Genomic DNA, 22,692 nt, shown 5'->3' with positions numbered 1-22,692 from the left:
CTCTCAATTTTGTGAGAATAAAATCGTAAATTGCATCTAGGTTATTCATGAATGTATTTGATTGGTAGTCAATACAATTTACAAATTTTTGTAACATGAATAACTTTTTTTATAATGCACTACGGGTTATATTAGCTATGTTTTTGCCTGAATATGAAGATTTCATGATTCAGAAGACTGCCAATCAATTAATTATTTTAAATTTGCAAAAAATTCCCCACAAATGAATGAACCACAACAGAAGTGGACAGAAACCATTGAGTCTGGTCACTCTTTATTCCAGCTCAATCTGAAAGAAGTCTGGCGATACAGAGACCTGGTTTTAATGTTTGTAAAAAGAGACTTTATTTCTTCTTTTAAACAGACCATCCTAGGCCCGCTTTGGTTTTTTATAAATCCTATCCTTACAACCCTTGTTTTTACCTTGGTTTTCGGAGGTATCGCAAATCTGCCGACAGACGGCATTCCACCAATATTATTTTACCTTGCAGGAAATACGCTTTGGGGGTATTTCAGTACTACGATGCTCAGCGTTTCAAATGTGTTTACAGGGAATGCGGGAATTTTCGGGAAAGTTTATTTTCCCAGACTGGTAACGCCAATTTCTTCCATTATTTCGAGTTTCATGCGTTTAGCTATACAACTGGTATTATTTTGGATTGTTTTGGGATATTATATGTTTAAAGGTGAGGTACATCCCAATTCATGGGCTTTCTCATTCCCTATTCTGATTATTTTTCTTGCTATATTTTCTTTAGGCTTAGGAATGATATTTTCTTCACTTACTACTAAATACAGAGACTTGTCTTTGTTACTCGGTTTTGGAGTAAGTTTGTTTATGTGGCTTACACCGGTTATTTTGCCAACCTCATTGGTAAAACAAAAACTGGGAAGCTATGGATTTTTAGCTGACCTTAATCCTTTAACACCTATTTTTGAATGTTTTAAATATGGCTTTATAGGATCTGGAGACTTCAGCATGCCACGACTACTGATGAGCTTTGCATTTATCATTGTAATACTTTTTGCAGGAATTGTGGTCTTCAACAAATCGGAAAAATCTTTTATAGACACGGTATAATATGAATAATAAGTGATTATTACATTTCATCTTAAAATCACTGCCTCATATTATTTTGAATCTTAAACTTTTTTTAAACATTAAACAAAAAACACATGCTTGCATTAAAAGCTGAAAATATATCAAAACAATACCGTCTCGGTCAGGTAGGAACAGGAACATTAACCCACGATTTAAACCGTTTCTGGCATAAAGTAAGAGGAAAAGAAGATCCTTATCTGATGATTGGTGAATCCAACGACAGATCAGCGAAAGGAAGTTCAGAATATGTTTGGTCGCTTCGTGACATCAATTTCGAAATTGAACAAGGCGATGCGGTAGGAATTATCGGCAGAAACGGAGCCGGAAAATCTACTCTTCTAAAACTATTGAGCAAAGTTACAAAACCAACAACAGGGAAAATCTATACAAACGGAAGAATTGCCTCTCTTCTTGAGGTAGGAACAGGTTTTCATCCGGAAATGACAGGTCGTGAAAACGTTTACCTCAACGGAGCTATTCTGGGAATGACCAAAAAAGAAATCAGCAGAAAATTTGATGAAATTGTTGATTTTTCGGGTGTAGAAAGATATATTGATACTCCGGTAAAAAGATACTCTTCCGGAATGTATGTACGTTTGGCGTTCGCAGTAGCTGCACATTTAGAATCTGAAATTCTTATTGTAGATGAGGTTCTGGCCGTAGGAGACGCTGAATTTCAGAAAAAATGTCTTGGTAAAATGGGTGATGTCACCAAAGGTGAGGGAAGAACGATTTTGTTTGTGAGTCACAACTTACCGAGCATTCTACAACTTTGCCAAAAAGGAATTATGCTGGAAAACGGTCTTTTAAAAGGCAGCTCGGATATTAAATCAATCATCAGTCTGTATACACATAATTCAGACAGTGAAAACATAATACCAAATTCCCACAAAAACATTTATCTGAAAGATTTCAAATCGTATCGTAAAGGAAATGATGATTCCGAAAATTTACAGACCATGCAGGATGGAGTTTTAGAGTTCCGCATACAGTCGAATAAAAATATCAAAAATATTAAAATAGGAATTGGGTTTAATGACGATTTGGGGAACAGGCTATTCACCCCTTTTTCAGGTCATTTTCAGCAAACTTTTGATCTATCATCAGGTGAAAATATCATATTTTGTGAAATACCAAGCTTCCCTCTGAAATCAGGAAAATACAATTGTGAAATTTACATTGGTGATAATTCCGAAACCCACGATTATTACGATAAAGGACTGAAAATCAACGTAAAAGATAATTTTAAGCAAGAAAAACCCGATTATTCGCAAGGATATTTCACTATAAACCAAACTTGGACAAATGAAAGAAAATAATATTATTGAAGAATTGTTCTGTACAAACTTCGAATTAAGAAACCTATCCGATCTTCTCGTTTACGGAAAAGCAGAAAGATGGGTATATGGTTTCATGCTAAAAAAATATGAAGACGAGCATTTAAACAGATATAAATATGCGCTTCAATATGTGAAAAACAAAAAAGTTTTGGATGTTGCCTCAGGTTGTGGGTACGGAACTTATCTTTTAGCAACAGAGGGAGAGGCAGATTCGGTTGTAGGAGTCGACCTGAGTGAAGATGCTATACGATATGGCGAACACAGATATGGTCACACGAATATTACAAGAGTAGTCGAAGATGGCACAAAATACAAAGACGAAACCCCTTTTGATGTTATCATAAGCTTTGAAACCATAGAACATGTTCCCAATTATCTTGATTTCATTAATAATCTTTACGAAAATTTAGCTGATGACGGGATGTTATTAATTTCTACCCCTATCACAAAAGTCACGAATACGGCACCCAATAATCCTTATCACGTCATTGAATGGAATTTCTACGATTTTCATAAGCTATTCGAATCAAAATTTGAAATTGTTGAAGTGATTCTTCAGGAAATTAAAATTGTAGGAGAAAGAAAGCGAAAAGAATACAATCTCAAAAACAGGATATTAAACAGAATATCCAAAGAAAATGTATTGCAGATTCACGGTAAACCTATCGAGAAGTTTACCAACCAGTATGATTTAAACCAGTGCAATGAAGGTTACCAAACTCTTGTACTGAAAAAGATTAAAGCCTGATAAGTTCCCATCAGCGTTTTATCTTATTTAAATTAAAAAATTTATATCGTAATACATGAATGATGCAACTCACAATAATGAAAAAACAATTGCCGTAGACAGAAGAAATAACTTTGACTTTATTAGATTAATATTAGCATCCGGAGTTATAATTTCCCACTCATTCCCTTTAACCGGAAAAAAAGAATTGCTTCTACATTATTCTCATGATCAGATTGATTTGGGGCGATTTGCTGTAGAATGTTTTTTTGCAATGAGTGGTTATCTCATTTTTCAAAGTTTAGAAAGGAGTAAAACCATCCTAAACTATTTATGGAAAAGAATTTTAAGACTTTTTCCTGCATTAGTAGTTCTGCTTCTGTTTACAGTGCTTATTTTACCTTTCGTTTATGAGGGAAGAAATATATTTGATGAAAAATCTTATTGGAGCTACTTTCCAAATGTACTCTCATTATACAGAGTACAATACAACGTTGATGGAGTATTTACTCATAATCCGTATCCCGGCGCAATTAACGGAAGTTTATGGTCTTTAAGCTACGAATTCAGTCTTTATCTCTTTCTGCTTTTGTTATTCCTTTTCAAGAAACGCTCAGGTTTCGTTAAAGCTGTACTTATATTGACTTTTACCGTATCTTACTTACTTTTACAATTTAAACCTCTATTTCTTAGCTTTTTGTTCGATCAATTTTTATTAACAAGTCAATTATCATATAAATTGGCAAGTTTTTTCCTTGCTGGCTCAATACTGAGTTTTTTAAACTTTAAAAAGTTTAATACATTATTTGTACGCATGTCTTTATCTTGCATATTGATCACTTCAATATTCTTCAATCTGTATGAAGCTATAGCTCCATTGGCACTGCCGATTTTAATTATTATGTTATCTAAACTAAATACTTCACCTGTAAATTTAATAGGAAAAGTAATTGGAGATATTTCTTATGGTGTTTATATTTATGGCTTTTTCATACAACAATTGCTGATGTATTTTTTTAATTTAAATACTATATTGCTAATGATAACAGGTCTTTTCGTAACTTACATTTTAGCATTTTTATCTTGGCGTTATATTGAAAGCCCGAGTCTAAAATTTAAAAACTTATTCTAAATCAAAAAAAATGTCTAAGCTTGCCATTGTCATACCTTATTATAAAATAGATTTTTTTGAACAAACCATAAAGTCTGTTGCTACACAGACCAATAAAGATTTTGTTATCTATATTGGGAATGATGCAAGTCCTGAGAATCCGCAGCCAATTATTCAGCAATATTTTGACCCAACAGAATACAAATATTATAATTATACTGAAAATCTGGGTGGCAAGAATCTGGTGCTACAATGGGAAAGAATATTAGAAAATGTAAAAGAAGACTGGTTTCAGATCTTGGGAGATGATGATGTTTTAGGAGATAATTTCGTTGAAGAATTTTATAAATCTGTCGATTATTGCGATTCTCACAAGATTTATTGTATGAAGACAATACATCACCATATTGATGAAAACAATGAAACCATTAAGATTAATGACTATAATACAGACACTATTGCTGCCGAAAAATTTTTCATAAATAAATATTCAGGTAAAGTAAATAGCAGTTTATCAGAAAACATATTTCGGACAGATAAATATCACAAACATCGATTTGAAAAAATTCCGTTGGCTTGGGGAAGCGACGACATTGCAATTCTATCTTTCTCAGATTATGGTGAAATATATTATAATCGTGCCACTCATGTAAAGGTAAGAATCTCAGAGATCAGTATATCCGGTGCTCAACACCTGAATCAGTTAAAAGATAATGCTTATAATAAATTTCGTGAAAAATTTATCCTCCATCATTCTAAAACCTTTCCTTTAGAATTTGTAAGTCAGGTTATCTATCAATATTTATGGCATTGCTATAGTAACAAGCAAAAAGCCAATTATTCAATTGCTAATTATTACCTCAAAAAGTTCAAATTCATTCTTTTTGCAAAGACCTTAAAAAAAATACATTATGTAAATTCACTTTAGGCCTTACAAATTATTTTTAAATTTATGTAAACTTAAATTGATCAAATAATACATCAAATATACTCTCTAAGTAAGCACATAAAGCCCCAATACACCCTCCTAAATGCAAGATTTTTAATATATTTGCTTTAAAAACACAATTTATGCCTCATCCCTTAGTTTCCATAATTATTCCCTGTTACAATCAAGACCAGTATCTTGATATGTGCTTGCAGTCTGTAAGCGACCAAACTTATCAAAATTGGGAATGTATTATTGTAAATGATGGTTCTACTGATAGTACAGGGGAAATAGCCGAAAATTGGGTGCAAAAAGATGGCAGATTTCTATATATAAAGCATGATAATCGTGGGGTTGCCCACTCCAGAAATGCCGGTCTGAAAAAAGCTACCGGGCAATGGATTCAATTTCTTGATGGCGACGATCTGCTTTTACCCACAAAGCTTGAAGAATCATTAAAATTTAAAGATGATTTCAACTTTATCTACACCGATTTTCAACATCTAAAGGCCGATAAAATTGAAGAACCTTTCTGCAATTTAAAAGATCACACTTTAAATATTGAGGCATTACTCAAGTATTGGGATCAAGGATTAAATATCCCGATACATACCCCGATTATAAAAAAGGAAATCATCGATAATCTGTATTTTTATGAGAAATTTCAATTGCATGAGGATTGGCTGTTTTGGGTAGAATTGCTAAAGAATTCTGAGGTAAAGATAAAATTCATAGATCAGTATTTGACGTTATACCGGATTCATCCGAATAACAGCAGCGGCAAATCGGAAGTTTTAGCGGCTAATCAGATTGCTGTTTACGATTTTGCATATTCAAATATCCTTGATGATGGTCAGCGTAAAATTTTATTCAGACGATTTTTGGAAGATTACTATATCGTTTTAGATAAAAAAAACCTCTACGCAAAATTTCATTATAAAATTATTAACTCCAGGTATTTTAAATTTAAATCGTATATAAATAAGTTAACTACACTTTTTAAAAGATAATTTAATTGCCGGTAAAACTCTATTATGCCACTAGTTTCAGTCATCATTCCCAACTATAATCATGCGCCCTATCTTAAGGAGCGTATTGATTCTGTATTAAATCAAACGTTTCAGGACTTTGAGCTTATTATATTGGATGACTTATCGCTTGATAACAGTAGAGAAGTTATAGAACAATATAAAAATCACCCCAACGTCTCTCATATAATTTACGATGAAGAAAATTCGGGTTCCACATTCAGACAATGGCAAAAAGGCATCGAACTTGCCAAAGGAGAATGGATTTGGATTGCGGAAAGTGATGATTGGTGTGAACCTACACTTTTGCAAAACCTATTGGCACCAACGACTGACAATAAAAATATTGGAATTTCGCACTGTCAGTCCATTTTTTACAATACCGAAAAAAACACATTTTACCCGCATATTTGCACAGATTCAATCTCTGAAATAATTGATAAAAACGAATATATAGAGAAAAAGCTCCTTCCTTTTAATCAACTCGTTAATGCAAGTATGGCAATTTTTAAAAAAGAGCTGTATTACCAGATTTCTGATGAATATAAAAATTATAGACTCGCCGGAGACTGGATTTTTTGGGCAGAAATGAGCCGCTTACAGGATGTTGCCATTTGTGGAAAGTTTTTAAATTATTTCAGACAACATTCAGTAAAAGTTTCATTCAATGTCAAAAAAACAGGGCAAAGTTATATTGAAGAACTGAGATCTATTCAGTATTTCAGAAATAAGCTTGGGGTGAGTGAAATTGTGTACGAAGATGCAATTACAAAACAGTATATGAGATTTCGGTATGACAAATTCCCTGTAGAAGATGGTGTAAGAGAAAAAACCAACATTTTATTTACCGAATTATTCACAAAAAATATAAAAAAGAAGGTACAAAAACAGGTTCTTTTAGATAAAATACAGTATAAATATGTAGCAAAGCTACTTAACTTATTTTCGTAGCAAATGGAAAAATTTGATAAATATAAATCAAAAGTAAACTGGGGAGAAGGAGCAGAAAACCTTGAGCCTATTCCGAAAATCATTTGGTCATTTTGGGACACCCATAGTGATTCAGAATTGGTAGATTTATGCATCACCCAATTTAAAAAACTCGTTCCCGATTTTGAGCTCATCATACTGAACACAAAAAATGTAAAAAATTATCTTCCCGATATTCTCCCTGTAAGAAAAGATCTCCCTTTTGTAAATTATACTGATCTTGTAAGACTTGAAATTCTTAAAAAAAACGGCGGAATATGGATAGATATCAGTACAATTCTTACTGAAAACTTATCGTGGGTTTATGATCTTAAAGAAAATTTAAAATACGATCTATTGGGTTTCTACTCAGATTTTTGTACGACAGATATGCAGAATCCTATTCTGGAAAGTTGGTTTCTGGCGACACCAAAAAACAACAAGTTTGTTTCTGCATGGCACCAGGAATTTTTCGCCTGCTACACCTCTCCGCAACCTTATGAGTTTTTTAAAGATATAAAAAACAACAAAGATGAAATTCAAAACATCGGCGATCTTGCGGACTATCTCATTATTTATCTTGCGGCAATCTCTGTCATGAAAAAAAATAAAGATTTCAGAATAAGCATGATTTCTGCTAATGAAGTGGGACATTATTTCTCTTTCAGATTAAAAAGCAGCTATCAGCACCTTGCTGATATTTTTTTAAAAAAAGCGAGCCCAAATCATGTCCCAACGCTCATAAAATTTACAGGAAACCAAAGAAATTATTTAGACAGAGAAATATTTCTGGGAAGATACCACCGAACTGCTTTTCTCTTTTCAATAACCGGTGGCGCTTTTCCGTATCACAAAATTGTAAAGCATGAGATAAATTATATCAAATTCATTTTAAGAAATTTGAAAAATAAATATCTGAAGTAGCATTTATATTAAAAAAAAACAATCATCAAAAAATTCTTCTCAATAAATTTATAAACATCATAACAGCTCATATGAAAATTGGTTTTTACAGCTCAATGCCGCTTGACAACAAAGCAAACTGGTCCGGAACCATGTTCAAGATGTATGAGCAGATTTTATTACTGGGTTACGAAGTAGAATGGATTCCGCAACAGCTACTAAATGAAAATGAAATCGCTAAACTTAATAAGATCCATCAACTGTTTTACAAGATTTTCAATCGCGGTTACAATACTAAAGTTAATTTTTTTTCTTCTAAAAAGTTAGGAAAAAAGATAACAAACCTTCTCAAAACAAAGAAATTTGATTTGCTCTTCGTGCCAACATACCTCAACGATTTTGCGTTTGTAAATACCGACACTCCTATTATCTATCTGAATGATGCCAATGTTGCACAATTGCTGAACTATTATCCATACTATTCAGGTTTCGGCTGGCTTTCTAAATGGGAAACAAAAAGGATTGAAAAGAGGATGCTTGATAAAAGTTCAGTAAATATTTTCTCTTCCGAATGGGCAGCCAACTATGCCGTGAATCATTACGGAATTAATCATGATAAAGTGAAGGTTTTAAAATTCGGTGCCAATCTGGCGGTGCCTGATTTTTTGAATTTCAATGAAAGCAAAGGTGAAGATATTGTTTTCTTATTTCTCGCTGTAGACTGGGAAAGGAAAAGAGGAAATCTTGCTTATGAAGCAGTAAAAATCCTACATCAAAAAGGCTATTCGGTTAAACTGCAAATCATTGGCTGCAACCCGAAAATTCAGGATGAATGGGTAAACATTATACCCTATCTCAACAAAAATTTTCCGGATGATTTAGCAAAAATTCAGACGCATCTTTTACAGTCTCACTTTTTACTTGTTCCTACAAAAGCAGATTGTACACCTATTGTATTTTGTGAGGCTGCAGGATATGGCTTGCCTGTAATTTCAACCGACACGGGAGGTGTTTCCGCGCATGTTGAAAATGGCAAAACGGGCTTGCTTCTTCCACAAAATTCTTCTCCTGAAGATTATGCCGATGCTATCGAAAATATACTTACAAGTAAGGAAAAAATAAAGGCGATGTCTATTGCTTCAAGAGAAAAGTATATTCAGGAACTGAATTGGCAAGTATGGAGACAAAGGCTAGAACAAATAATTATAAAACACTAGATGAAATATTTAAAAGGACTGGATACATTAAGAGCCCTTGCCGCCCTCATTGTAGTTTGGAGCCATATTGAACTCATCAAAGAGCAGCATAATGTATTCCGTACAGATTTTATGCTGTTTCCTGATGCCCATTTTTCTGTGACACTTTTCTTTGTTTTAAGTGGTTTTTTGATAACCTATTTATTAATTCAGGAGATTGATAAGCACAAGACAATATTTTTAAAAAAATTTTATATAAGACGAATACTTAGAATATGGCCTCTCTATTACCTTATCATTTTTCTTTCTTTTTTCCTATTTTCCGCTGATATACCCAGAAGGACTATTATACTTTGTTTAACTATTTTTCCAAATGTTCCGCCTGCCCTTAATTCGTCATGGCCAAACAGCCCGCAAATATGGTCATTAGGAGTAGAAGAACAATTTTATTTATTTTGGCCTTTTGCGGTATTGTTTTTTTTACGAAAAGGGTTTATCAAGTATTGTTCTTTATTTATTATATTTTTTACATTTTTTCCGCATTTGTTTAATTATATTAATGAGCATACGTTTCATCATGAGAAATTATATTCTTTTGTGCAGAAGTTTTTTCATCAGACTAAATTTAATTGTATGGCGTATGGAGGATTATTGGGTTTTTTATTGGCTAAGAAAAATCCTTTTATCAGGATTTTTCAGAACAAAATCATTTCAATCATAAGTATAGTCATCCCAATTTCTGCTTGGTTTATTAATGTAAGATTCGGGACATTTTCAGATGAAATCTATGCTCTCATGTTTGGTTTTACGATTCTTTCTGTTGTTCTCAATCCCTTTTTTGATGTGGATAATCCTTTAACTAAATTTCTAGGTAAGATTTCATACGGCCTTTATATGTATCATTGGATGATTATCTTGTTAGTTATTAAGCTTACATATCCGCTGATTAATCACAGTATGTACAATATATTCGTTTACATATTATCGTTTGGACTGACTATATTAGTTTCCTGGATATCTTATATATCCTACGAAAAGTTTTTCCTTAATATGAAAAAAACTTAAATTTGATTGATATGCCTTCTATTCTTTTCATTTACAAAAATCAAGTTCTCGGAGAGCCGTTTGTAGAACAGTTTATAAAAAACAGCTACGATTTGGAAATTTTATTTAAGGATAAACTCTATTACAATCAATTTAGTATATGGCAAAAAATAGTGAATATTTTTTATAGAAATGTTTTAAAAAACAATTCTTACCCCATTACTGCGAACCATGCGAATTTTGAAAAATACTGCAAAAGAAGCCTTAAACAGCTCGGGAATGATCATTTCGATTACTGTGTGGTCATCCGTGCAGATTTGGTTCCTGAATTTGTATTGAAAAAGGCAAGAAAAATAAGCGACAAGATGGTCGATTTTCAACTGGATGGGATTTCTGTATCTAAAAAGATCTTATCGTACCGAAATTATTTTGATGAAATTTTTGTTTTTGATAAAAATGATATAAAAGATAATCCGGGTTACCATCTAAAATTTATCACCAATTGTTTTTTTGGAAAAGACAATACGGATTATATGGCAGAGTATGATTTTTTCTATATTGGGCAGTACCTCGCAGATAGACATCAAAAAATCACCAATCTGTTTACCTATCTTGATGAGAATACCATTAAAACAAACCCTCTTATCTATCTCAATACCGACAGAAGCTACGTCAATACCGACTCCAGAATCAAAAACCTTATCGATGGAACCTCTTATCAGGAAAACCTTGACATGGTAAAAAAATCATCTATTCTTATCGATTTGAAAAGGGATGAACACAGCGGACTTTCACTTCGTTTTTTTGAAGCCCTTAAATACCGAAAGAAAATGATCACCAATAACCCGACGGTAAAAGAATACGATTTTTACCACCCGGATAATATTTTCGTAACAGATTTCAACAACTTCGACAGACTATCAGACTTTCTTACAAAACCTTACAGACCTATTGATCATGAAATTACAGATCAATATGAATTCGAAAACTGGATCAAAAAACTACTTGCTTAGGTAATATAAAAAGATGTTTGGGATAGAAATATCTTTCAGAATTCTCAGGAAGCGGTTGGGTACACTGTGTGAAAATGTAAAATAATTTTTAAGCGCTTTTATTTTGATTTCCTTTGGCACATCAGAAGCTGTAAGCTCCGACCAATAAATCAGCGAGTAATTGACCGACTTTTTGAAATTTTCCCAGTATTTTGCAGACAAACCATCTTCAAGATAATCTCCTGTATAGATAGATTTTCCGAAATAATAAAATGAGTAGTTTTTAGACATTCTGTTTAATACCAAAGATTCCGGACAAAATTTCTCGCCTTCAATGACCGGAAACGGAAATTTCTTCGCCACTGACGTTTTCAGGCAAACCGCCATTTCTTCATTGTACCCATATTTGTAAGTAAAATCTAAAGAAGAGCATTCCATACTTTTGCCGTCAAACGTTCTTTTTATAACAGTTTGATTAGGATAGGATTTCAAACCTACCAAGCCTGCGTTATCCGTTCTCAATACATTTTTGCTTTCTTGGGCTAATATTTCCAGACTATCATCGGGCAAAAAATCATCGCTGTCTACTGTAAAAAACCAGTCACCTTTTGCCTCTCGCAACCCGAAATTGATCGCAATATGCTTACCCTGATTCTTTTGTTTATAATAACGAATCGTAATTTTATCATCCTTGATAAAAGAACCTATCAATTCTTCAGTATGATCTGTAGAACCATCATCTACAATCAGCCATTCAAAATCTTTACAAGATTGCCGAAGAAGACTTTTGTAAAGATTTTCAATGATATAAGCTCTGTTATAAGCAGGAGTAAAAACAGTGAACAGCATCTTGAATTTATTTAGGAAAAATTAAAGAATAAAAAGGTGATTTTTTAGCGTATTTTTCGAACAACAGTCCGTCGATTCTTTTTTCCATCCACGGTTTCTCCTTTCCTACGTAATGGTAGATGTAAAACCAATTGTCCTTTTTACTGATCCCGAACAATTCTTTTAGATTCTCCAGAAAAATTCTTTTTGAAGTTATCGTGTAAGCCTTGGTCATATTATATTTACTGGAGACCATCTTTACTCCTCCGTTTCTGGACAAAACCGAATTCAGAATATCCTGATCCTGCAATAATGGCTTCTTAATCTCTTCAATTGCATTGAAAAATTTCTCTGTAATTTCGATTTCGTGCATTTTCTTGAGGTTATAAAGCATAACTCCTGCATTAAAATATAACGTAGGATCGGGCATTTTCAGATATTCCTGAAAATATTCTCTTGTAAAAACCTCATCGTTCCCCGCTTTCACTTTATCTACAATGAACGGACTTGGGCTGCAGATCGCAAGCTTATCATCAAAATCCATGACCGCCAATTCAGAAATATCTGCATCTACGATCAGATCACTATCCAGATACAAAATTCTTTCGTAATTTTTAAACAATTGGGGAATATAAAACCTGTAATAAGTACTTACAGTCATATAAGAATTCAGATAAAATTTTCCTGCATCGAAATCTTCTAAAATGATGAATTTTATAGAAAAATTGCTGAATTTTGAAATTTGTTTTTCGGCTAATGCCTTGTTTTCATCACTGATGAATTCACTGATAATATTAATTTCATATTGGCAGTTTTTATTTTGATTTACAAGCAGGGAAGCAATAACCACACTGGTATATTTAAAATAAAAATCATCGCAGGTGAATACAATGGGAAGGAAATTCATCATTTAAATTTTTAACAAAAATAGGAAGAAATTCATTATAAAATTAATCTTACTATATTTGCCAAAATCATTTTTCGGTTTCAGAAAATGTATTTTGCGACAGAGGTGTTTAAAATCATTTAAAAGCACGGCAACTCTGGAGCTTTGATGAAAAACTTTATTTCCCAAAAAATCTCCGAATGAAGATTGACCAACTTACTTTCACCCGATTTGTAGCAGCGATTGCTATTGTTGCTTATCACTTTGGAAGACCACTTAATATTTTTTCTCATCCTTTGGTCAGCAAAATTCTCACACAGGCAAATATTGGGGTAAGCTTTTTTTTTATTTTATCCGGATTCGTTATGATTATTGCTTATGGGAGCAAAAAAAATATTGATTCTTATTCTTACCTCAAAAACAGATTCTCAAGAATCTATCCTCTGTACCTGTTTGCAATACTCCTTATGCTTATTTTGCAGACTTTTGATGCAAAAGAAGATTTTGTTTTTTCCGATTTGCTTTTAAATGTTTTAATGTTGCAGGCCTGGTTTCCGGAAAAAGTTTTCACGGTCAATCTTACAGGATGGTCATTATCCGTAGAATTTTTATTCTATGCAATATTTCCATTAATGTTCAATTTTTTTTACCAAAAATATAAATTGAAACAGTTGGTAATACCCGTTTTTTTGATTTGGCTTTTTACACAGATCTTTCTCATTTGTGCAATAAATGGTCATTGGGTAATCGTCAACGAATCTATTACAAAAAAATTCCTCCTATATTTTCCGCTTATGCATATTAATCAGTTTCTTGCAGGAAACCTTGCAGGACTGTTTTTCATACAACATTTAAAGAACAGATCCGGCAATTATGACTTGATAATTACATTGTTATTTTGCCTTATTCCATTAGCGCTTATTTTCCGTCCCGAATATTTGAACTACCATGATGGCTTATTAGCTTTGATTTTTATACCATTGATTATTTTCATATCGTTAAATACCGGGATAATCACAAAAATTTTCAGCAAGAAAATTTTCGTATTTTTAGGAGAGATAAGTTATGGAATTTATATATTGCAGATACCTGTGTTTGGTTTCACAGAATATGCCTTACAAAGGCTAAGGATTTTTGGAGATTTGAAACTATTTTTATGTGGCGTGACAGCATTGTTGTTTTTTTCTGCTCTCAGCTATCTGTTTATAGAAAAACCACTCCGTGAAAAAATAAAAAAAATAAACTTTTCTATTAGATAAAAAATGATTGGAACTTTGCTGTATAGACTGGGACGTGCGTGGGCAATTCTGAAAGGAGATGCTTTTGCCGTCAACAAAAAAAAGAGAAAACCTTTTAGAAATATTCCATTCTCAGATACGGATAATGAATTTATCAATTCCCTAAGTATAGAATTTTTATTTTCTGAATTTGGAGAACAAAGAGTAAACGGCGGTGGCGCAGATTTTCAAAATAACGAATCCAGATTAGACCCATCTCTCAGAACTTTGAAAGAATACTTTCCAAATGCAAAATATACCGTGTATTCTGACTTTGATCTGAAAATTGATGGGGTAAACCTTATCAAAACCAATTCTCCTGTTATCAATTCTGAACATGAAAGATACGGATACAGAACTGCAGACTACTTTAAATTTCTGTCTCTTACGCAGTCAGATGCAGACTTCAAATGTGTATTGGATTCTGATATGGAAGTCGTTTCCAGCGACATTATAGCACTGATTTATCTTACCAGAAAATTTGGATTTTGTGTTCCTGATAATGACAGACAGTTACTAAGACAGGATATGATTTGGTCTAAAGATGCAAAACCAATAGAAGATGAGAGCTTAGGACTTGGGCATTCTTACAACCAAAGCCCAATGACACTCTGGAAAAATGATGAAAGAGGCAATATTTTCTATAAAACCTGTGCCGAAACTATGAAAAACGATCCTTCGAGATCTTCTCTAGTCATGTGGAAAACTGCATGGAAAACAGGAATTTACCCATACATCCTGCCAAAACAATGGTGCCTCTGTGAAGGTAATGAAGGTTTGGGAGAAGAGGTAATATTGCATGTAGGGCACAAGAAGATAAAGGAGTTTTATAAAAAGTAAATTTACCTCACTCTGATTCTGGCCTTTACATGATCATTGTGCTCAGATAAACATGAAACGCATGAAAATTAATTTGAAATTTATTTTTATTTTCCTTCTGATATTAATATACCTTATTCAGGGAATACAATATCTGCTTTACATACCAAATAAACTCGATTATTTTGATGCAGAATTACTGATTAATTATTCCGCAGGTTTTATCAGAAGAGGATTATTGGGAGAAATCTTCATCTGGCTACATGAAATCACAGGTATGAATCTGCTTGCGATCACGAAATATTTCAGTATTATAACTTATGCTCTTTTGATAGCATATTTTATTTATAATTTTACTAAAAAAAACATCTCCCTTTTTTTTCTGCTTCTGCCTTCAGGCTTGTTTTTTTTACTTTTAGATAACAGAATAAGACTAAAAGACAGCTTGCTTTTATTACTCATTATCGTTTGCTGTAAAATAATTAAGCTGGCAAAAAACAATATCTTCACTAAGCTGCTGCTTTTAAGTTTAGTTTTATCTGTAGGGATCTTATTGCATGAAATGATATTTTTTTATACGGTTCCGTTTTTATTAATTTACTTGTATTCAATAAAAAAAACACCTCTGAAAAATGTATGGAACTTCCTTTTCATCATTCCTGTTCTTACTTTTTTAATTGTGATTTTTAGTCATGGATTTGTTGGAGCAGGAGATATTATTTTTGAAAATATTAAAAGCTATCTTCCTGAAAATAGTTATACAAAAGACTTACCAACACCACTATTTTACATTAATTCTAGTGCGAAAAATATTATTTTCATCAACTTTTCTGCGTACAGTCAAGGATTCTCTCGTGGGATATTATATCTTCAATATCTTGCTTCGCTTATCTTTGTGATTATAAGATACAATGACTTTAGAAATATAAATGTTTTTATTTTCAAGAAAGACAATGGCTCTTTGAGCAGTTCCTTTCTTGCCACAACTTTTTTACTACAACTTTTTTGTGCAATACCACTCTATTTCATTGCTATGGATTGGCAAAGATTCATATTTTTTGCTTTGATCAGCAGCTTTATATATACTTATGAATTGGGTGGAGAAATTGGTTACATAAAAAAGTTTCATTTTAAAATGGACAGTTTTATTGCAAAATATATAGCACCAAGAAATGAAGCTTTAACTATCTTTGTATCAACAGTATTGTTTGTTCCGCATTTGAAATTAGGAAATATAGATTATCTATTTACAAATGGGTACTTGATGATATTTAATTATGCCACAAAAATACTATTCTCAATTACAACACTATGATTATCGGAAAAGGACTTATTGCGTCACTATTTACAAATAACGACAGAGAAAATATTGTTTTCTTTGCATCCGGAGTATCAAATTCATTAGAAACAAGAGCTGAGGAGTTTTTACGAGAAGAAAATCTGATAAAAAATACAATTGCAGAAAATAAGGAAAAGACATTTGTTTATTTCTCTACCTGCAGCATTTATGATTCTTCAAAAACAGGCAGTGACTATGTACTCCACAAATTGAAAATGGAGCAGCTCATAAAAAAACTATGCCCAAAATTTCTTATTTTAAGAGTAAGCAATGCAGTGGGCAAAGGAGGAAATCCCAATTTACTGATCAATTACATTATACGGGCCGTCCACAACAACGAAACCATAAATGTTCACACAAAAGCAACCCGCAACCTCATCGATGTTGATGATATTAAAAATATTACTTTTGCTCTCATTGATAGCCAGAAATTAAACAGAGTTGTAAATGTTGCTTACATCAAAAATTATTCGATTATTGAAATCCTTGAAATCATAGAACAGTTTTACAGCAAAAAAGTAGATATAAATCTCCTTAGAAGCGGTTCGGGATATGACATTAATATTCCGGATATTGAACAATATTTTATTGAAAATAATCTAAATAATAAGGAAAACTATCTTAAAAAAATACTAGAAAAATATTACCTGTAATATAATTAGTGCCCCTCCATCCAGATTCCGAGAACCAATAGCGACCAATGCTTATAATTGTAGTTGAGCTGCTTCTGAACTTCACCAAAATTCAGTTTTGTAAAGATTTTAGAAGACGGATTTTGTAAAATATCTTTCGTCAGTTTTTCCATTTCAGGAATTCTCAGCCAATCTGCAATAGGAGCACCGAAACCCTGTTTTTTCTTGTTCAGAATATTTGAGGTAAGCAGGTCTCCAAAAGCCTCTCTCAGAATGACTTTGGTTTGATTGGCATTCACCTTATATTCAGCAGGAAGCGCAGAGCAAAATTCCACCAGATTTTTGTCTAAAAATGGGGTTCTCAGTTCAATAGAGTGCATCATGGCAATACGGTCGTCTTTCACCATATAATCTCCTGGAATAATGTTGGTGAGATCCATCCTCATGCAGGTATTCAGGTCGTTTTTATCTAAATCGAATGCATAAGAATGTTCATATTTTGAAATGGAATTTAACAGTTGTGAAGTTTCCCCATGAGAAAAATTATTATGGACTTTCCCTTTCTGATAAGAAACAATATCCGGAAACTTGGCTCTGAAAACCTTATCTAGAAAATATTGTCTTGATTTTTCAAATCCCAGCTTTTCGGTGATTACAGAACCTGCTTTATAAAAAGGTAAAAGCGAAAAATTTGCACTACCCTTTTCAAGAATTTCTTTCTCTTTCTGATACCATTTGTAACCGCCAAACAATTCGTCACCCGCATTTCCTGTGATCACAACCGTCATGTTTTTAGCTGCTTCTTTACAGATGGTGTATGTTGCAAGGATGGCTGTATCTGCAAGCGGTTCATCCATTTTTTTCAAAACTTCAACGAGAGTTTTAGAAATTTCTGAGGTTTCCAACGCTACTTCTTTATGGTCAGTTTTATATTTTTCAGCAATACTTCTTGCATCGGGCATCTCGTCCCAATCTCCTTCATACCGAAATCCCAATGTCGTTAAATTTTCATTTTTCTGCGAAGAAAGTGCAACTAATGTTCCTGAATCTAGTCCGCCACTGAGAAAAGCACCCACTTTCACATCTGCAACCAATTGTTTTTTAACAGATTTTTCAACTAAATTTTTAAATTCAGATACAGCTTCCTCTTCGGAGATTTGTAATTTATTCTGAGGGAAATTCCAGTATTGAGAGATTTCAATTTTGCCATTTTTGTAAATCAGCTTATGAGCAGGCGGTAAAACATTAATATTTTTATAAATACTCTGTTGACTTCCAACATACATATGTCTTAGAAAATGATAAATCGCCTCATCATTCAATTCTTCATCAACAAGACCTGTTGCTAAGATCGCTTTGATCTCAGAAGCAAAAATAAACTCACCATTCTTACCGATAGCATAATAGAAAGGCTTTTCACCAAAACGGTCTCTTGCACAAAACAACTGCTGCTGATCTTCGTCCCAAATTGCAAATGCAAACATTCCGTTGAGATATTCCGGCAGTCTGGTTTGATATTTTTTAAAAAGGGATAATATAACTTCTGTGTCGGTATTGCTCTGAAAAGGATAATCTTTTAAATCCTTTTTTAATTCGCGGTAACCGTAAATCTCACCGTTAAAAACTATGCATTCATTTTTTGTATCGGAATACATCGGTTGATGCCCATCTTCTGACAAATCTACAATTGCCAGTCTTCTGAAGCCTAAAAAGCAGTTATTAAAATATTCGTGTCCTTCATCATCGGGTCCCCGATGAATAATAGAACTGGTCATATTTTTAAGAGTTTCTTTGTAGAAATCCTCCTCAAGAATATTTTTTTTTGCAATTCCTGCAATGCCACACATGTATTTATATTAAGAAACAAATCTAACATTATTTTATGAAAATCTATTCGCTATTCTTTGCTAAAACATTAATATTTTGTTGTTTAATCAAAAATATCTGAAAAAATATTTTTCAGATATTTGCAAATTATGCAAGACTTTCCTCTAATATCGGTCATTACAACCTATTACAATTCAGTACAACTGGGTGATTTTGTAAAATCTTCCATGAATTGCCTTTTGAATCAGACTTATCCGAACATAGAATTCATCTGTGTAAATGATGGCTCTTTAGATTCTACTTTAGAAGAGCTGCTTTATTTCGAAAAGCAGGATTCCAGGGTAAAAGTCTATACAAAAGAAAATCAAAAGTATGCACAATATTCTAAAGCCTATGGGCAAGATAGGGCATCCGGAGAGTTTATTTTTTTGTTTGATCATGATGATCTCATTGAACTGGATACTATTGAAAAATGTTTTAATACTTTCTCCCAATCGCCCGATTTAGATATTGTTACTCCGATTGTCGACACAAGATTTACATCCGGGGAACTGAAATATATGATTAATCTCGACATTCGTTTTGAGAATCACACTCAATTTATTTCTAGAAAAATCTCTGGTGAAGAAGCAATAAAAAAAACGGTTGGCAAATATGATATTCACATCAGAGGATTATACCGCAAGGAAGTTTTCAAATCTCATTCATTCAGGTTTACAGAACCTCTTCTAAATGCAGATGAAATAGTAGAAAGAATGATTTTCGAAAACGCAAAGTTTATCGGCAGTTGTGATGCTGTATATACGCATTACATACACCCGGATTCTTCTGCTAAAATGCCATCTGTAAAAAAAATAGATATTGTAAGAACCGATGTTTTATTGAGAAACATTTTTATAGAGAAAAAGATTTACGAAGAAAGAAAATCTATCTTTGAGCTTACTGCATACCGGAACTTTGTAAACGGCCTTAAGACATATCATTATTTTTTTTAAAGCATGACTGCGGAGCAACAATCATTTCAGAAGCAAAGACTGCTTCAATCCTATTCTGAGCTTGATAAAAAAAATGTTCTATCTCAGTTTTCAGGTGTTACAAAAATGTACAATTCAATCCTGATTTCCAGCTTTTCTCTGATCTCTGCTTTTTATAAATTTAAAAACTAAAATTATCGTTCAAACCTCCAGACAAATAATTTTGCAGAAAGATCTGCAGGAATGTTTTGAAAGAAATTTTTCTTTTTGATGTCAGCATTAAAATCAGAATCGAAGTAATCTGCTATTGTCAATCTAGTAAGTTTCTGCATTCTTGAAATATTTACGGTTAAATAACCTTTATCTTTCAATGCTTTCCACTGCATGATGAGAACCATTTCTTTGAAAAGAATAATTTTCTTTTTAATCATTTTTTTCAACGCTACGTTTGGTTCGTTTTCATAAGCTTTGGTGAAGTACTCCAAAATGGTTAAGAAGTTCTCAAAATTCTTCTTTGTTCTGTTGAAAATTACAGATTCTCCATGCAGATAATAAAGATAAGTAATGTCATCAATGATTGATAAAGTATCTGTTTTGAGAAGAAGATCAAAAAACCACAATTCATCTTGTGCAAATAATCCCGGTACAAAATATACTTCATTATCGATGATAAAATCTCTCTTAATCAGTTTATTCCAGGAGGATGAAGGAAAACCGCCATTACTGTAAACAGAAAAAATCTCAAGTCTGTTATTATAATATTTTTTATCTGCCGTTGTAGGAAAACCGAAATCTTTCGTTGTATTATCAAAAGTATTGATCCATCGGTTTTGCGAAATCGTGATTTGTGCATCTGTTTTCAAAGCATTATGAACAAGCAGCGCAATGCAATCTTCAGTGATCTCGTCATCACTATCCAAGAAATAAATATATTTTCCTACAGATGCTTTGATCCCGGTATTTCTAACTACAGAAAGTCCAGAGTTTTTTTGATGCTCATGAATTTTAATATTCAGATTGGGATTTTCATGTACAAATTTGTTGATGACAGCCATACTGTTATCAGGAGTACAATCATTTACCAGAATAATTTCAAGGTTTTTATACGTTTGATTTTTAACAGATTCCAGACATCGAAGAATGTATTTCTCACATTTAAAAACAGGAATATTAATACTGACTAATGGTTGGTTGGGTATCATCAAGTTGTTTTTGCTTTTAATTATTGCAAAACTATAAAGAATATTTAATACTTTTGAAAAAACAATTTGGATGAGAAAGGTTTTAGGTCGATTTTTCATAAAATTAAGAAATTTCGCAAATAGTTGCATTGATGCCCAAAATCGAGAGCTTTTTTTTACTGATAAAAGCACAGTAGATTCTTCCTTCAAACTGGGTTCGAATAATTTTCTAGATATTTCCGATGATGCAGAATTCCGGTTCGGAAAGAATGTAACGATCAATCATTCTAATTTTATTACTGTTAAAAATAATGCTAAATTTTCCATTGGTGATGGAACCTACATTACCCGAGCTACAATTTCATGTCTTGGAGAAATTGAAATCGGGGAAAACTGTATTTTAGGTGAGGGCATGAAAATTTTCGACCACAATCATCAATATACAAAAGAGCCCTTTTCGGTTTCGAAAACAGATTTCAATATCGGAAAGGTAAAAATAGGAAACAACGTGTGGACAGGCACCAATGTTATCATTTTAAAAGATGTAACCATAGGTGACAATGTTATTTTAGGAGCAGGATGTGTGATTCACAAAGATGTGCCAAGCAATTCAATCATCATTAATAAACAAGATCAAAAAAACATTTCTCTAAACAACTAATATATCACAGAATGCTCTTTTCAATTCTCATAGCCCATTACAATCATTACGAATACTTTAAAGAGTGCTATAAAAGCATTCTCAATCAGAGCTATCATAATTTTGAAATTATTATCGTTGACGATTGCTCTACGGATGGTTCTTACGAAAAAGTCATGCAGCTTACGAAAGACGATGATAAAGTAAAGCTTTTTCAAAATGAAAATAATAAAGGGGTTGGTTTTACTAAAAGACGTTGTATAGAACTAGCTTCCGGAGAAATTTGTGGATTTTTAGATCCTGATGATGCACTTGCTGAAAATGCGCTTCAACTCAGCATAGAAAATCACCATAAAGACAATATTGCAACCTATTCGAAATTTTATTTATGCAATAATGAGCTAAAGCCTATCCGGATATTCCAACATTCACGTGCCGTAAAAAATGGTAGAAAATCTTTTTTTAATATTTTTCTGGAGGTAAACCACTTTTTTACATTTAAAAAAGCCGCCTATAACAAAACTGAAGGTATTAATACCGAGCTCACTTCTGCTGTTGATCAGGATTTGTACTTAAAGCTCTATGAAGTCGGACACATAACGTTCATTAACACTCCTCTTTATTATTATCGATTGCATGATAAAGGCGTATCTCAGGAATCTTCAAAGAAAGAGAAACTAAATAACAATTGGCATCAAGTCATTTTAGATGCTGCCAAAAGAAGAAATCTTGAAAGTATTTTTCACAGAAAAATAAAAGATATTGACAATCTACCCAATTTTCTTAAAGAAAAACAGAATAACTTTTTAACTAAAATTCTTAGAAAATTTTCATAACTAAAAGCCAATAACAGAAAATATATAGACTAGTCTGTAGATTAGAATATTTATATTACTTAAGATTACTTCATCGCTACAAGTATGTTCTTGAAGATATCGAAATTTATTAG

General features: G+C 32.7%; 22 protein-coding genes. 18 read left to right on the top strand and 4 right to left on the bottom strand.

Features of this window, described 5'->3' with window-relative positions:
* The first annotated feature begins 223 nt into the window (after positions 1–223).
* The 11 genes from BA768_RS15855 (at position 224) to BA768_RS15805 (ending at position 11,361) form a co-directional block, all read left to right on the top strand.
* Complete coding sequence (locus BA768_RS15855; RefSeq protein ID WP_065721540.1) at positions 224–1,081, top strand: ABC transporter permease; 858 nt, start codon at positions 224–226, stop codon at positions 1,079–1,081.
* Positions 1,082–1,176: 95 nt separating this feature from the next.
* Positions 1,177–2,421, top strand: coding sequence for an ABC transporter ATP-binding protein (locus tag BA768_RS15850; protein ID WP_065721539.1), 1,245 nt, complete (start codon positions 1,177–1,179; stop codon positions 2,419–2,421).
* The gene (locus tag BA768_RS15845) at positions 2,408–3,190 is read left to right on the top strand and encodes a class I SAM-dependent methyltransferase (RefSeq protein ID WP_065721538.1); all 783 of its coding nucleotides are present in this window, start codon (positions 2,408–2,410) and stop codon (positions 3,188–3,190) included. The genes BA768_RS15850 and BA768_RS15845 overlap by 14 nt, the downstream gene beginning before the upstream one ends.
* Positions 3,191–3,245: 55 nt before the next feature.
* The gene (locus BA768_RS15840) at positions 3,246–4,301 is read left to right on the top strand and encodes an acyltransferase family protein (protein ID WP_065721537.1); all 1,056 of its coding nucleotides are present in this window, start codon (positions 3,246–3,248) and stop codon (positions 4,299–4,301) included.
* Between the two features lie 10 nt (positions 4,302–4,311).
* Positions 4,312–5,208 carry a glycosyltransferase family 2 protein gene (locus BA768_RS15835; RefSeq protein ID WP_065721536.1) on the top strand — a complete coding sequence of 299 codons (897 nt, stop codon included), beginning with the start codon at positions 4,312–4,314 and terminating at the stop codon, positions 5,206–5,208.
* A gap of 143 nt (positions 5,209–5,351) precedes the next feature.
* Positions 5,352–6,218 (top strand): glycosyltransferase family 2 protein, encoded by an 867-nt coding sequence (locus BA768_RS15830; protein ID WP_065721535.1) that lies wholly within the window; start codon positions 5,352–5,354, stop codon positions 6,216–6,218.
* A 24-nt stretch (positions 6,219–6,242) separates the two neighbouring features.
* On the top strand, positions 6,243–7,187 hold the full coding sequence (locus BA768_RS15825) for a glycosyltransferase family 2 protein (RefSeq protein WP_065721534.1): 945 nt from the start codon (positions 6,243–6,245) through the stop codon (positions 7,185–7,187).
* A 3-nt stretch (positions 7,188–7,190) separates the two neighbouring features.
* The gene (locus BA768_RS15820; RefSeq protein ID WP_065721533.1) at positions 7,191–8,129 is read left to right on the top strand and encodes a glycosyltransferase family 32 protein; all 939 of its coding nucleotides are present in this window, start codon (positions 7,191–7,193) and stop codon (positions 8,127–8,129) included.
* 71 nt (positions 8,130–8,200) lie between these two features.
* Positions 8,201–9,325, top strand: coding sequence for a glycosyltransferase family 4 protein (locus BA768_RS15815; protein WP_065721532.1), 1,125 nt, complete (start codon positions 8,201–8,203; stop codon positions 9,323–9,325).
* Positions 9,326–10,369, top strand: a complete 1,044-nt coding sequence (locus BA768_RS15810) for an acyltransferase family protein (protein WP_065721531.1) — start codon at positions 9,326–9,328, stop codon at positions 10,367–10,369.
* An 11-nt stretch (positions 10,370–10,380) separates the two neighbouring features.
* Entirely contained in the window at positions 10,381–11,361 is a 981-nt protein-coding gene (locus BA768_RS15805) for a hypothetical protein (protein WP_065721530.1), read from the top strand.
* On the opposite strand, the gene BA768_RS15800 is transcribed toward BA768_RS15805, so the two are convergent.
* Both BA768_RS15800 and BA768_RS15795 read right to left on the bottom strand, forming a co-directional pair.
* A complete protein-coding gene (locus BA768_RS15800) occupies positions 11,350–12,189 on the bottom strand; it encodes a glycosyltransferase family A protein (RefSeq protein WP_065721529.1) in 840 nt (279 codons plus the stop codon). The genes BA768_RS15805 and BA768_RS15800 overlap by 12 nt on opposite strands.
* 7 nt (positions 12,190–12,196) lie before the next feature.
* Positions 12,197–13,075 carry a glycosyltransferase family 8 protein gene (locus BA768_RS15795; RefSeq protein ID WP_185114200.1) on the bottom strand — a complete coding sequence of 293 codons (879 nt, stop codon included), beginning with the start codon at positions 13,073–13,075 and terminating at the stop codon, positions 12,197–12,199.
* A gap of 179 nt (positions 13,076–13,254) precedes the next feature.
* Between BA768_RS15795 and BA768_RS15790 the strand changes: the two genes are divergently transcribed.
* From BA768_RS15790 to BA768_RS15775, 4 genes are all read left to right on the top strand, one after another.
* Entirely contained in the window at positions 13,255–14,313 is a 1,059-nt protein-coding gene (locus tag BA768_RS15790; RefSeq protein WP_065721527.1) for an acyltransferase family protein, read from the top strand.
* A gap of 3 nt (positions 14,314–14,316) precedes the next feature.
* Positions 14,317–15,171: a hypothetical protein gene (locus tag BA768_RS15785; RefSeq protein ID WP_065721526.1), complete on the top strand. Its 855-nt coding sequence runs from the start codon at positions 14,317–14,319 to the stop codon at positions 15,169–15,171.
* A 307-nt stretch (positions 15,172–15,478) separates the two neighbouring features.
* Positions 15,479–16,465 carry a hypothetical protein gene (locus tag BA768_RS15780; protein ID WP_123947130.1) on the top strand — a complete coding sequence of 329 codons (987 nt, stop codon included), beginning with the start codon at positions 15,479–15,481 and terminating at the stop codon, positions 16,463–16,465.
* Positions 16,462–17,142, top strand: coding sequence for an NAD-dependent epimerase/dehydratase family protein (locus BA768_RS15775; protein WP_065721524.1), 681 nt, complete (start codon positions 16,462–16,464; stop codon positions 17,140–17,142). The genes BA768_RS15780 and BA768_RS15775 overlap by 4 nt, the downstream gene beginning before the upstream one ends.
* A 5-nt stretch (positions 17,143–17,147) precedes the next feature.
* On the opposite strand, the gene asnB is transcribed toward BA768_RS15775, so the two are convergent.
* Complete coding sequence (gene asnB, locus BA768_RS15770) at positions 17,148–18,968, bottom strand: asparagine synthase (glutamine-hydrolyzing) (RefSeq protein ID WP_065721523.1); 1,821 nt, start codon at positions 18,966–18,968, stop codon at positions 17,148–17,150.
* 129 nt (positions 18,969–19,097) lie between these two features.
* On the opposite strand from asnB, the gene BA768_RS15765 reads away from it, so the two are divergent.
* The gene (locus tag BA768_RS15765; protein WP_065721522.1) at positions 19,098–19,943 is read left to right on the top strand and encodes a glycosyltransferase family A protein; all 846 of its coding nucleotides are present in this window, start codon (positions 19,098–19,100) and stop codon (positions 19,941–19,943) included.
* 173 nt (positions 19,944–20,116) lie between these two features.
* Here BA768_RS15765 and BA768_RS15760 read toward each other — a convergent pair whose 3' ends face one another.
* Entirely contained in the window at positions 20,117–21,124 is a 1,008-nt protein-coding gene (locus BA768_RS15760; RefSeq protein ID WP_065721548.1) for a glycosyltransferase, read from the bottom strand.
* Positions 21,125–21,194: 70 nt separating this feature from the next.
* Here BA768_RS15760 and BA768_RS15755 point away from each other — a divergent pair, with 70 nt between their 5' ends.
* Positions 21,195–21,764 carry an acyltransferase gene (locus BA768_RS15755; protein ID WP_065721521.1) on the top strand — a complete coding sequence of 190 codons (570 nt, stop codon included), beginning with the start codon at positions 21,195–21,197 and terminating at the stop codon, positions 21,762–21,764.
* Positions 21,765–21,775: 11 nt separating this feature from the next.
* Positions 21,776–22,579 carry a glycosyltransferase family 2 protein gene (locus BA768_RS15750; RefSeq protein ID WP_065721520.1) on the top strand — a complete coding sequence of 268 codons (804 nt, stop codon included), beginning with the start codon at positions 21,776–21,778 and terminating at the stop codon, positions 22,577–22,579.
* The last annotated feature ends 113 nt before the right edge of the window (positions 22,580–22,692 follow it).

Origin of the sequence: Chryseobacterium sp. CBo1, assembly GCF_001693475.1 — a bacterium.
Taxonomy (GTDB): domain Bacteria; phylum Bacteroidota; class Bacteroidia; order Flavobacteriales; family Weeksellaceae; genus Chryseobacterium; species Chryseobacterium formosense.
The sequence above is the reverse complement of the archived record's forward strand: the minus strand, read 5'-3'. Positions and strand labels throughout refer to the sequence as shown.